Genomic DNA, 12,214 nt, shown 5'->3' with positions numbered 1-12,214 from the left:
CCCTATGTGGTTGCGGCGCCGTCGGTCTGGGCGGCCGCGGCGGCCTGGCGGCGGGCGTGCTCGGAGGGCAACACCTTGTCCTTGAACACCGTCTGGATCAGCTGCTGCACGTCCTTGCTGATCGACGCGAGCGCGACCAGATCGTTGGAGCTCTGCCAGTGCACCCGCATGCCCATCAGCTCCCAGGCCCGCTTGAGATTGGCCTTGGTGAGCATCAGCGTCGTCAACGGCGCCTGGGCGATGTGGCGGGCGATCGCGTCCACCCGGGCGTCGAGGTCCTCACGCTTGACCACCTCGTTGACGAGGCCGACTTCCAGCGCCTTCCTGGCGTCGATCACCTCGGCGGTGAACAGGTAGTAGGCGGCGCGCCGCCAGTTCATGAAAACCCAAGGCTCGATGGAACATTCGCCCGACGGCATGCCGAACCCCTGCAGGGGTGGGTAGGAGAAGTAGGCGTCCTCGGAGGCGATGACGATGTCGGTGGTCAGGCCCATGTGCGTGCCGCCGCCCACGCAGTAGCCGTGCACCTGGGCGATGGTGGGTTTGGAGAACTCCCACAGGTTCAGTGTCGGCTTGACGAACAAGTCGCTCTGGGCTTTCCAGGGGTGGCCGGTGACCATGGCGTTCTCCACGAACGACGGGTAATCGACGGCGTTGTTGCCGATCGCGTGGCCCGAGCAGAAACCCTTGCCGTTGGCCTTGAGGATGAGCACCTTGATGTCGTAGTCGCGGTCGGCGTCGGCCAGTGCCGCGTCGACTTCCTCGGCCAACTTCTGGTCCTGGGCGTTGGCCTTCTCCGGCCAGTTCAGGGTGACGCGCGCGATGGGGCCGTCCTTTTCGTAGATGATTCTCTCGCGGGTCTCGTTGAGATCCATGGGATACCTTTCTTCGTTATGACGAGATGACGCCGATTTCGGCGCCGATGTCGTAGGTGGTCCCGACCTGGCCCGTCCACCGCACGGTCCCCGTCGCCCCGGCTTCGATCTCCTGCTCGACCTTCTCGGTGGCGATGACGTAGATCGGCGTGCCCGCCTCGACGTGCTCGCCGGCGCCGACGAGCAGCCCGGTCAGTTCGGCCTCCGAGACCGCCACCGAGACCCGCGGGATGCGAATGATGAAGTCAGCCACGCACCTTCGTCCTCTCGCAGGTGCGCAGGGCCGCTTCGACGATCCGCGCCGGCGACGGATACACCTGGGCCTCCAGCGCCGCCGCGGCCGGGTTGGGGACGAATCGTGCGGCGACCCGCTCGACGGGCGCGGCCAGCTCCCCGAAGAGCTGTGCGTGCAGGATCGCGGCGATCTCCGCTCCGGGGCCCCCGAATTGCACGGCGTCATGGACGATCACGGCTCGGCGCGTGCGGCGCACGGACCCCACGATGGTGTCGACGTCGAGCGGCACCAGGGTGCGCAGGTCGATCACCTCGGCGCTGACACCCCGTTCCCTTAGCGTCTCCGCGGCGCTCAGCGCCTCGTGCACGCAGCGGCCGTAGGCGATCACGCTGACGTCGGTGCCCGGCCGCTTGATGTCGGCCTGGCCGAGCGGGATGGAGAACCCGGGCTCGGTGGGGACCGGGCCCTTCTTGCTCTGCAGCCGAATCGTTTCGACGAACAGGCAGGGATCGGGGTCGAAGATCGCCGCCGTCAGCAGCCCCTTGCCGTCCCGCGGGGTGGACGGCACGATCACCTTCATCCCGGGGATGTGCATAAACCACGCCTCCAGGCTCTGCGAATGCGTTGCACCCGTGGCCAATCCGGCGTACACCTGGGTGCGGACGGTGATGGGCGCCGACGTGCGCCCGGCGGTCATGAACCTCAGCTTGGCGGCGTTGTTGATCAGCTGATCGGCGGCGATCCCGATGAAATCCATGATCATGATCTCGGCGACGGGCAGCAGCCCGTCGATCGCGGCGCCGATGGCCGCGCCCACGATCGCGGCCTCCGAGATCGGCGTGTCGAGGACGCGGTCGTGGCCGTACTTCGTCGACAAGCCCGCCGTCGGCCCGGTGGCGCCGGGATCGGCGATGTCCTCCCCGAGCAGGAACACCCGTTCGTCGGCCGCGAGCGCCTGGTCCAGCGCGAGGTTGAGCGCCTCGCGCATGGTCATCTCCTTGTCGTCCATGCGGTCACACCGGGAACGCGATCGGGGTGGCGTACACGTCGTGGTCGAGTTCGTCGATCGACGGGGAGTCCGCGCCGAGCACGATTTGCAGCGCCGCCTCTACCGCGGCCGACGCGTCGCTGTCGATGCGGTCGAGTTCGTCGTCATCGCAGACGCCGGTCGCGGCCAAGTGGCTGCGGAACCGGGGCACCGGGTCGGCGGCCATCGCCGCCTCGAGTTGCTCTTTGGGGATGTAGGGCGTCCGGTCGCCGAAGTAGTGGCCGCGGAAGCGGAACGTGACGCATTCGATGAAGGTGGGGCCGTCTCCGTCGCGCGCCCGCCGCAGCGCGTCGTCGAGCGCCGCTTTCACCGCGAGCGGGTCGTTGCCGTCGACGCGCACGCCCGGCATGCCGTAGCCGGCGGCCCGGTCGACGACGTGTTCGAGCTTCATGGTGTCCGACGTCGGCGTCATCTCGGCGTAGAGGTTGTTCTGGCAGACGAAGACAAGCGGCAGGTCCCACAGCGCGGCCATGTTGGCCGCCTCGTGAAACGAGCCCGTGTTCGTGGCGCCGTCGCCGAAGCTGACCACAGTGACGCGGTCGATGCCCTTGCGTTTGGCGGCCATCGCCAGCCCGACGGCCACCGGTGGTCCGGCACCGACGATGCCGGTCGAAAGCATCACGCCCTTAGCGGGATTGGCGATGTGCATGGTGCCGCCCTTGCCCCGGCCGGCGCCGACCGTGCGGCCCATCATCTCGCCGTAGATCTCCTCGAGCGGGACGCCCTTGCCGATCAGGTCGTGCAGGCCGCGGTAGGTCGTCACCAGCTGGTCGTCGGGCCGCAGCGCCACGCCCATCGCGGCGGCGATCGCCTCCTGGCCCCGCGAGGGCCAGTACACGCACATGAACTCGCCGGTGCCGATGCCCTTGGACAGTCGATCGTCGGCCGCCTTCATCAGCACCATCAGCTCGTACAGGCGGCGCTCGACGCCCTCTGAGCCCCATTGCGGTGCACCGCGTTTGGTGGTCATCACGCTCCCGACCAGGGTTTGACCTTCAGGAAGCCCCCGGCGTCGACGCGCAACTGCTGACCGGTGATGTAGCGCGCCGCATCCGAAGCGAGGAACAGCACCGCCTCGCTGATGTCTTCGGGTTCGACGTAGGGGACCGGCATCGCCTGCACGAGCGGGAACACCGGCTCGGCATCCTCGCGGGTCGGTTCTGTCAAATCCGGCCGGAACGCGCGGTACATCGGTGGGCTGTGCAGCATGTCGGTGTTGACGTTCGTCGGATGCACCGCGTTCATCCGGATGGAAAACCGGGCGAGCGCCAACGCGAAGTCGTTGACGTAGTGTGCGGCAGCCAGTTTCGCGAAGGCATACCCGGCCCCGCCGGGACCGCCGTCGATTCCGGAGGTGCTCAGGGATGACATGAACGCCGCGTTGGAGCCGATGACGATGATCGACGCGCCGGAGCGCAGATGTTTGAGGCTCGCGTGCACCAGGTTCAGCACACCGATGAGATCCACGTCCACGGCGTCGGCGAAAGCCTGCGGCGGCAGACCCGCGGTCAGGGGACAGATCCCCGCGTTGGCGACCACGATGTCCAGATGCCCGAACTCGGCGACGCCGGCATCGATGGCCGCGGACAAGGCGACGCGGTCGCGAACGTCCGCGACCGCCGTGTATGCGCGTCGCCCTTCCTTTTCGACCAGCCGCGCCGTCTCGTCGAGGTCCTCCGGACGGGCCAGGGGGTACTCGTTGGTCTCGATGTCCGCGCACAGGTCCACCGCGATGATGTCCGCACCCTCGGCGGCCAGCATCCGCGCGTGCGAACGGCCCTGGCCGCGCGCGGCGCCGCTGATGACGGCCACCTTGCCCGCTACTCTGCCCATCCCTCGTCCTTCGTCCGTGCGGCTATATCACGATCGACCTTGGGGCCCAACGGCATTCGGATTGACGGCCGCCGCCGCGACGAGAAGGAGGGGGCCGGTCACCCGGCCGGGTCGTGCCGCGACACGCGATCACCACGGAGGGCGGCGAAATGAGACCTTCGCTCGGCTCCATCGCGTCTCTTCCCCGAAAAACTGCGCTGACCTGCGGACGGGCTATCACTACGCCCAAGACTAGCTAGAATATCTAAAATAGCAAGGAATGGCAGCGAACAAGGGGGTTGGCGATGTCCGACGGTGTTCTCCACGGCGTGCGGGTCATCGAGTTGGCGTCGTGGACCTACGTGCCGTCGGCCGGTGCCGCCCTGTCGGACTGGGGCGCCGACGTCATCAAGGTGGAGGGCGTCACCTCGGGCGACCCCGGCCGCGCGCTGGTGGTCGGCGGCTTCACCCGGCAAGCCGCCCGCCCCGACGCCGACTTCATCCTCGAGTTGGGCAACCGCGGCAAGCGCAGCATCGGGATCGACATCAAATCGGCGACCGGCCGTGAGCTCTTCGGCCGGCTGCTGGCCAGCGCGGACGTGTTCTTGACCAATTGGCTGCCGGGCGCGCTCGAGCGGGCGCGCCTGACCGTCGACGACATCCGCTCGTTCAACCCGAAGATCATCATCGCGCGCGGCACCGGGCTGGGAGTGCGGGGCCCGGACCGGGACAGGGGCGGGTTCGACGCCGCGACGTACCTCGCGCGGGGCGGGGTCGCGTACACGCTCACACCGTTCGGCAGCGAGACCCCAGCGGTTCAGGGACCCGGTTTCGGTGACCTGCAGGGTGGTGCGACGCTGGCCGGCGGCGTCTGCGCCGCCCTGTTCCATCGCGAACGCACCGGCGAGCCGACCATCGTCGACTCCTCGCTGCTCGCCCAGGCGATGTGGTCGATAGCGCCCTCCATTTCGGCCGCCGACTTCTTCGACATCGACGGCATTCCGGGCGCCCCGCCGGGCCTGGCCATCAACCCCCTCGTCAACCGGTACAAGACCAAGGACGGCAGGTGGATCCAGCTGGTATTCCTGCAGCCGGACAAATTCTGGGTGGGCTTCTGCCAGCGCATGGGCCTCGCCGAGCTGGCCGACGACGAGCGCTTCGTCCCGTCGAGCAACCTGATCGCCAACGCCGCCGCGGCGACCGAACTTTTCGCGAATGCGTTCGCCCGCCACGACCTCGCACACTGGCAACGCGCGCTCGCGGACGAACCCGGCGTGTGGGGCGCCCTGGCGACGCCGCGGGAGACCCTCAACGACCCGCAGGTCGAGCCCAACGGCTACGTGGTGACCAACGTCGACGACCACGGCGAGAAGTACCGAATCGTCGCCGCGCCAGTGCAATTCGACGAAACCCCGCCGGCGCCCGCGCGTGCGCCCGAACACGGACAGCACACCGAGGAAATCCTGCTGGAGCTCGACGTCGATTGGGACGACATCGCCAAGGCCAAGGAACTCAAGGCGATTCTCTAGGGTAGGGGATCGGCCTAATCGCGCATTTTTGCAACCCAGTTTCGATACCACGCGTCGCGGATTCCGTGGTTAGCAACCGATTCCGAAACGGTCACGGGCGCATATCGATGTCGGCGGCGGTCTGGCAGAACGCGGGCAATCGACAAATCATGGCACAGGGCGCTTTTGAGGTATGCGGCCGCGACGATGCGTAGCACACACGAATTCCTCGTCCGGTACGTGAGTGACGGATTCATGAACGGCGCCGCAGGAGGTATCCACAGCATGTCAACGAACTGGGTTCCCGCCCAGACTTCGTGCGGTCCGCACTCCGGTCGCATTCTGGACACCGCGCGGGGCATTCTCATCGGGCTGCGCCGATGCCCCTCGGACGCCGCATTGGACGAACTGCACAGCGCGGCATTGCGGCACAAGGTGCCGGTGTTCGCGATGGCATGGGCCCTGGTGCATCTGGCCGGCGATGGCCAACAGACACCGAGCTTCGTCGATGCGCAATCCGCGGCCCGGCGCGAATGGGGACCGCTGTTCGAGTCCGCCGCAGTGACCTGTTGAGCGGGCACCAAGACGTTGGGACGGCCGAGCTTTCGAGGGGTAACCCGGCCGTCTCCAACTCTTTCGATAACTCTTTCGATGAAGCACCGGACCGTTCCGCGGGTCGCGCCTTGGGGCTCGAGCTCTATTGGCCGGCGCGCGGGCGGGGTAGCAGGCGCTGGCGGAAGATCAGGGCGGCCAATCGACCGATGTCCGAAACCGACTACGGCATAAGCCTGTTCCGCTGACGGGCGCGCACCGTATCCAAGGTCGTAGGCGTCGAGCGAAGTGCGAGAATGTCCTCTGTGACCGGTGTCCAACGCGATGTGAACCGGGTCTGCTGATGGGCTCGGCGCCGCAGCTGTACCGCCCGGGCTCTGTGCTGGCGGACCATATCGAATTCTTTGGGCATTGGCTTCATCGCGGGGCGAGATACCGAAGCCGAGCGCTGCCGCGCGGCGCGGTGACGATCGTCTTCGACGTTGGCCACCGCCAGCACCTGGACCTTTATGCCGCCGACGGCACCACCGAGATGAGCGTTCCGCCTGCGTTCGTCACGGGATCGCAGAACACGCCCTACGTCTCGGACATCGCGGCCGACGAGGCCGTCATGGCCATTCATTTCCGACCCGGGGGCGCATTTCCGTTTCTGGGCATACCGTTGGGCGACCTGGCGGATGGACCCGTGGGCGGCGGTGAGATCTGGGGACGGCGAGGACGCGACTTGCACGAGCGCTTGATCGAGGCGCCGTCCGTCCCGGCCAGGTTTCGTCTGCTGGAGGAGTTCATGCTCGCGCAGGCGCGCTCGTCGGTGCATCGGCATCCCGGCGTCGCTGCCGCGATGGTTGCGGTCGAAGCCGATCCCTCGATTCGACTGGCTGACGTCCGCCGCATGACGGGTTTGTCCACCAAGCGGCTCATCGCACTGTTCCGCGCCGAAGTTGGCTTGCCCCCAAAGGAATTCGCCCGTGCCCGACGCTTCCAAGCCGCGCTGAAGCGCCTTGGCGACGGCACGGGCGGCGCCCGCATCGCCGCCGACTTAGGGTATTTCGACCAATCCCACTTCGTGCGGGAATTCCGGGCGTTCAGCGGGACGACGCCGACGTACTACCGGCGGCAGCGCATCCTGTTGCCCAGCCACGTCCCGCTCGAGCGGCACAAATATCCAAGACCATTCGCTCGGGCGTGCACATGATTGCGACATGGAAGACACCGGACGAGCCGTAGCTCACACAGGCCTGTTGGTTGCCGCGATGCGCGCCGAGGAATCGTCGCGCCGGGACCGACTGTTCACCGATCCGTTCGCCGAACGGCTCGCCGGCAACGAAGGTCGCGAATTGCTTGCCAAAGCCGTGGCGAAGACGGGCGCAACGTCACCGCAAATCGCCATCCGGACTCGCTTCTGGGATGAGCGCCTGCTGCGGGCTCATCGGACGGCATTTCGCAGGTGGTGATCCTCGCCGCGGGCATGGACGCCCGCGCTTACCGTCTGCCGTGGCAGCCGGGCACCACCGTTTACGAAGTCGACCAGCCGCGGGTGACCACGATCAAAGACGAACGGCTCGCCGGCGAGCAACCCCGGTGCCATCGGGTCACGGTGGGAATCGATCTGGCCGACGATTGGCCGAAGGCCTTGCGTTCCTATGGATTTTCATCATCTGCACCGGCGGTGTGGCTAGTCGAGGGTCTGCTCCAGTACCTCGAGGCATCGGATGTCGGCGCCTTGTTCACCAGGATCGACGCGTTATCAGCGCCGGGTTCGCGGGTGCTCTATGACCTGGTCGGGGCGACGTTGATGGAAGCGGAATTCCTGCAGCCCACCCTGGAATTCATGCGGCGCCTCGGTGCGCCATGGACGTTCGGTACCGACGCACCGGCGTCCCTTGTCGAGCGGCACGGCTGGACGGCCCAAGTTACCGATGTCGCCGAGCCCGGAACGAAGTGGAATCGCTGGGACCATCCGGTGGTCCCGCTCGACGTGCCCGGAATACCGCGCGGCTACTTCGTCGAGGCGATCAAGGCCTAGCGTCGGTTCGCAAGCCCGCCGCGTGTGGCGGGCTTCACAGGCCGGCGGGATCGACGCAGATCACCCGCCGCGCGGGCCCGGTTTACCGGGACGGGAACTGACGCGTATTCCTGCGACGCGAGCGGATCAGCGGCCGTTCGGGCAGGCGACGTGAGACCGTATAAGCCTATGTCGAATCACGATTTTGTCACCTACGAGGAATTCGGTCGCCGGTTCTTCGAGGTCGCCGTCACCCCCGAGCGTGTTGCCGCCGCGTTCGCCGACATCGCCGGCAGCGAGTTCGACATGGAGCCGATCGCCCAGGGGCCGGGCAAGATCGCCAAGGTCAGCGCGAACGTGAAAATCCAGGAACCCCGCGTCACCCGCCGGCTGGGCGACAGCATCACCTTCGTCATCCACATTCCGCTGTCGATCGATCTGCTGGTGGACCTGTGGCTCGACAAGCAGCGCTTCGTGGTCTCGGGCGACATCGCCCTGCGTGCGACGGCGCGCGCGGCCGAACCGCTGCTGTTGATCGTCGACGTCGCCAAGCCGCGGCCTTCCGACATCACCGTCAACGTCTCGTCCAAATCCATCCGCGGCGAGGTGCTGCGGATCTTGGCCGGGGTGGACGGCGAGATCCGGCGATTCATCGCGCAGTATGTCGCGACCGAAATCGACGCGCCGGCGTCGCAGGCCGCACAGATCATCGACGTCGCTCAGCAACTCGAACAGGCATGGCCCTGAGCCTGGCCAACGAATAGGGCCGGCGGTGTTGGGGTACTCACCCACGGTTGTGCGTCTGTCACCCGTAGGTGGCAGCGCTGGTGATGTGGCGGAGGAGCGGAGAAACGCCTTGGCTCGAGTAGATGTTTCGGTGTCCTCGAAGGTGGAGCCGGAAGCGGCCTGGAAGCTGGCGTCGGACCTGGACCGGTTCAACGAGTGGATGACGATCTTCGCCGGATGGCGAAGTCCCGTTCCGGCCACGATCGAGAAGGGCACCTGCGTCTCGTCGTGCGTGAAAGTCAAGGGTTTCCGCAACGTCATCCATTGGACCGTCACCCGGTACGACGAGCCGAAATCGATTGAGCTGCAAGGCCGCGGCCGCGGGGGAATCCGGCTCAACGTGGAGATGACCGTCTCCGCGAACAACCCCGGATCGACCTTTCACCTCGCCGCCGATCTCAAGGGCGGCTTACTCAGCGGGCCGATCGGGGGACTGGTCGCCCGGGTGCTGCGATCCGATGTGCAAAAGTCCGTGAACAATCTCGCGTCGTTGCGGTAGCGGAGCTAGCGGCCCGGGTGTCCGATCACCCACTCGCGCTGTTCCTGGCGAATCCGCCTGCGGTCCATCGCAAGCCACGCCAGCCCCGCCCCGAACGCGAGCATCGCGACGATCGCGGCGGTGACGCCCGCGCGCGCCTGCCCCAGAGCGAAATTCGCGACGCACACCACGAACGCCAGCGCCGCGGCGCAGACCACGACCAGTCCGGGCGTCGGCGCCGCATCAGGCACCGATTCGTCGCGATCGCGGGCGGCGGTCCGATGATGGTCGACAGGGCTGTGCCTCATGGGCGTCTCCTCTGCTGTCGCTTCCGTCCGGCCGATTCTTTGGAGCTACCCAAAACGCCCGGTGGACAAACGACTTGGAGGAGTTGACGGGCCTTACAGGGTTTGGTGCCGCCCGAAGTACTTGTGGTCTTCGCTGTAGCCGCCGTAACCGCTTCCGATGTCGCGGTAGTCGGCGACGAATTCGATGCCCTTGATCCACTTGACCAGTTTGAAGCCGTGTTGCAGCTCGTTGCGCAGCCGCAGCGGCCTGCCGTGCATGTACGGCAGCTGCTGGTCATTCATGTTGTAGGCCAGCATCGTCATGTGGTGGTCCATCTGGCCGATGTGATGGGCGTTGTAGTAGATGCCCCCGGTGGCGCCGAGACCCATCGAATAGAACACCGCCCATTTCGCCTCGGGCAGTGGCTTGACGATGTCCATGATCGTTTTCATTTGCACGCCACCCCATTTGGCGACGCCCGACCATGCCTGGATGCAGAAGTGCTGGCTGATCTGCTCGTGGTAGGGCAGCGCCATCAAGTCCTCGAGCGAGAACTCCATCGGGTGCTCGACCAGCCCGTAGACCTTCAGCCGCCAGTCCTTGAAGTCGTCGCGCTCGAGTTCTTTGTACTCGACGGTCTCCGGCAGGCGTCCGTTGCGCCAGTGGTGCGGCGAGATGTCCTTTTCGGTGAAGGCGCCCGGCTTGGGGTCCAGCCGCTCGAGCACCCGCTGGAACGGGCCGACCAGGGCGTACCCGACCCGCTGAACGACCCGCGGGTGCTTGATGGTGAACGGTGTGGCCCACACCCACGCGACGGCCGTCAGCACCATGGCCGCGGCGAAGATCCAGAAACCGATCCAGCTGTTGTCGTCGCGGGAGGCGAACATGTGGTTGAGGTTCCGCAGTGCCTGAGTGGTCAACACCATCGTCACGTGTACCAGGATGAAGAACAGGAAGTACACCAGCACCAGGAAATGCAGCGACCGTGCGTGCTGAATGCTCAGGCGTTTGCTCAGCCAGTGCACGCGCTGCGACAGCGCCGGCGACATCCCGAGGCCGGTGATCAACGCGGCAGGCGCGGCGATGAAGACGGTGGTGAAGTACGACAGCAGCTGCAGGCCGTTGTAGGCGACCCAGCCGTTGTCAGTCGGCCAGTCCAGCGACATGTACTGAATCGTGACCGACGCGGCGTTGGGGAAGACGTCCCAGCTGGTCGGCACGATGTGGCGCCACTGCCCGGTGGTGAACAGCAGCACGTAGAACACGGCCCCGTTGAGGAGCCACAGCACGTCGACGCCGAGGTGCCACCACCGCGCCAGCCCGATGGAGTGCCGGAATCCGGGCAGGCCGAATTGCGGTGGGAGGGCGACGGTGTCGGCGTTGGCGGTCCAGAGCTCGTCGTCAGGCACCGGTGGGCCGACCCGCAGCCACTCATCTTTGCCCGGGGTGGCGTTGCGGCTGAAGTAAAGCCGGGGATGGTCACAGAGAATCTGAATCCCCGTCCTGATGATGAACATCATCATGAAGAGGTTGAAAAAGTGCGTCCAACCGATCCACGCCGGCAGCCCGGCCGGAGCGCCGCTGTGCGGGTCGGTCCCGGGGTAGCGCGCGATGAACGACTGGATGGCCGGGATGTTGTGCAAACCCTTACCGATCGCCACCGACGCGATCAACAAGGCAAAGCCGATCGGGATCAGCCACAGTAGGTTGAACCACCGGTCGCGGCCGACGCGCAACTTCGGGGCGGTCGCCCGCCTCGTGAGATCGAACCCGCCGCCGTACTCCTCAACATCGATGGTGTCGTGAGCGGTATGGATCTCGTGCCGATAACCAGGATCGGATGTCAGCGGCGTGCCTACCGCCAACGTCGAGATCGAGCTGTTCCCCACCGGATCAACGTGCTTGCTTTCGGCATGCGTCACGGGCTTGAAAATACACGAAAACACCTGGATAAATCCAAGTTTGATTGGAAAAAACGCCGCTGGGCGAGTCTTGTCGCGCCATATATTCGTCGGCAACAGTTGCCAGCGGGCAGAATCCGCCAGGGCATTGGTGACGATCGCCGCAACTGCGACAGGAAGGCGAAGGCTTACGCCGCAAACTCGGACCCTGGGCGGTAGCTGTGAGTTTACCTACAACTTCCGGGATGGTCGGGGCTACGCCGGGTCGCGGGGCCGCAATCGTTTGGCCGGCCGAGCCTCGATGGCGTTGATGGTCAAGACCCGGCGGTCGATCCGCCAGCGCCCGTCGGTCAGGCGGTAGTCATCGTCGTAGCGCAGATGCCACACCACATCCACCACCTCGTCGCCGCGCTGGTTCCAGTGGTGGGCGACGCACGTGACGCGCCCTCGTGCGGTGCCCGGCCGCCCGGCCGCCTCGTACACCTCACCGACGATCGCGTGCTCGGTGCGCGCGACCGCGGCGACGGCCGCGACGGCCCTCGCGATGGCTTCCCGGCCGCGATGCGCATGTATCGGCAGCAGATCGGCCGGTGGTGCGGGCACGACCAACTCGGCCTCGACGGTGAAAAGGTCCGCGACGGCATCGAATTCACGGTCGTCGACGTGGGCGGCGTACCGGTGGACCACATCGCTGAGCGCCATTCGCTCGTCGGCGGACAGCGTCAT

General features: G+C 66.3%; 13 protein-coding genes and 1 pseudogene. 6 read left to right on the top strand and 8 right to left on the bottom strand.

All coding sequences use genetic code 11. The features are described 5' to 3' along the window. Window positions 1-2: 2 nt before the first annotated feature. Genes JF781_RS17855 through JF781_RS17835 form a run of 5 tightly spaced genes read right to left on the bottom strand, consistent with a single transcriptional unit; the run spans window position 3 to window position 3,991 of the window. On the bottom strand, window positions 3-875 hold the full coding sequence (locus JF781_RS17855) for an enoyl-CoA hydratase-related protein (protein WP_225328193.1): 873 nt from the start codon (window positions 873-875) through the stop codon (window positions 3-5). 16 nt (window positions 876-891) lie between these two features. Further along, window positions 892-1,128: a biotin/lipoyl-containing protein gene (locus tag JF781_RS17850; protein WP_008257090.1), complete on the bottom strand. Its 237-nt coding sequence runs from the start codon at window positions 1,126-1,128 to the stop codon at window positions 892-894. Beyond that, a complete protein-coding gene (locus JF781_RS17845; RefSeq protein ID WP_225328194.1) occupies window positions 1,121-2,119 on the bottom strand; it encodes an alpha-ketoacid dehydrogenase subunit beta in 999 nt (332 codons plus the stop codon). The genes JF781_RS17850 and JF781_RS17845 overlap by 8 nt, the downstream gene beginning before the upstream one ends. A gap of 4 nt (window positions 2,120-2,123) precedes the next feature. Beyond that, window positions 2,124-3,128, bottom strand: a complete 1,005-nt coding sequence (locus tag JF781_RS17840; RefSeq protein ID WP_225328195.1) for a thiamine pyrophosphate-dependent dehydrogenase E1 component subunit alpha — start codon at window positions 3,126-3,128, stop codon at window positions 2,124-2,126. Continuing rightward, window positions 3,128-3,991 (bottom strand): mycofactocin-coupled SDR family oxidoreductase, encoded by an 864-nt coding sequence (locus JF781_RS17835; RefSeq protein ID WP_225328196.1) that lies wholly within the window; start codon window positions 3,989-3,991, stop codon window positions 3,128-3,130. The genes JF781_RS17840 and JF781_RS17835 overlap by 1 nt, the downstream gene beginning before the upstream one ends. A gap of 284 nt (window positions 3,992-4,275) precedes the next feature. Between JF781_RS17835 and JF781_RS17830 the strand changes: the two genes are divergently transcribed. The 6 genes and pseudogenes from JF781_RS17830 (at window position 4,276) to JF781_RS17805 (ending at window position 9,320) form a co-directional block, all read left to right on the top strand. After that, a complete protein-coding gene (locus JF781_RS17830; protein ID WP_225328197.1) occupies window positions 4,276-5,499 on the top strand; it encodes a CaiB/BaiF CoA-transferase family protein in 1,224 nt (407 codons plus the stop codon). Window positions 5,500-5,763: 264 nt separating this feature from the next. Next, complete coding sequence (locus JF781_RS17825; RefSeq protein WP_225328198.1) at window positions 5,764-6,051, top strand: antitermination regulator; 288 nt, start codon at window positions 5,764-5,766, stop codon at window positions 6,049-6,051. Between the two features lie 322 nt (window positions 6,052-6,373). Continuing rightward, window positions 6,374-7,225: a helix-turn-helix domain-containing protein gene (locus JF781_RS17820; RefSeq protein WP_225328199.1), complete on the top strand. Its 852-nt coding sequence runs from the start codon at window positions 6,374-6,376 to the stop codon at window positions 7,223-7,225. Window positions 7,226-7,232: 7 nt separating this feature from the next. Further along, window positions 7,233-8,056: pseudogene (locus JF781_RS17815) on the top strand (SAM-dependent methyltransferase). A gap of 168 nt (window positions 8,057-8,224) precedes the next feature. Beyond that, a complete protein-coding gene (locus JF781_RS17810; protein ID WP_014942085.1) occupies window positions 8,225-8,782 on the top strand; it encodes a hypothetical protein in 558 nt (185 codons plus the stop codon). A 109-nt stretch (window positions 8,783-8,891) separates the two neighbouring features. Then, entirely contained in the window at window positions 8,892-9,320 is a 429-nt protein-coding gene (locus tag JF781_RS17805; protein ID WP_225328200.1) for an SRPBCC family protein, read from the top strand. A gap of 5 nt (window positions 9,321-9,325) precedes the next feature. Here the strand turns inward: JF781_RS17805 and JF781_RS17800 are convergent, their stop codons facing one another. The 3 genes from JF781_RS17800 to JF781_RS17790 all read right to left on the bottom strand — a co-directional run bounded on the left by JF781_RS17800 (window position 9,326) and on the right by JF781_RS17790 (window position 12,214). After that, complete coding sequence (locus JF781_RS17800; protein WP_225328201.1) at window positions 9,326-9,607, bottom strand: LapA family protein; 282 nt, start codon at window positions 9,605-9,607, stop codon at window positions 9,326-9,328. Between the two features lie 93 nt (window positions 9,608-9,700). Next, window positions 9,701-11,476 (bottom strand): molybdopterin-dependent oxidoreductase, encoded by a 1,776-nt coding sequence (locus tag JF781_RS17795; protein ID WP_225328219.1) that lies wholly within the window; start codon window positions 11,474-11,476, stop codon window positions 9,701-9,703. Between the two features lie 267 nt (window positions 11,477-11,743). Next, entirely contained in the window at window positions 11,744-12,214 is a 471-nt protein-coding gene (locus JF781_RS17790) for a nuclear transport factor 2 family protein (protein WP_225328202.1), read from the bottom strand.

The sequence above is a fragment of the Mycobacterium sp. WUMAC-067 genome (genome assembly GCF_020217485.1).
Taxonomy (GTDB): domain Bacteria; phylum Actinomycetota; class Actinomycetes; order Mycobacteriales; family Mycobacteriaceae; genus Mycobacterium.
This window is presented reverse-complemented; position numbering and strand designations above follow the sequence as displayed.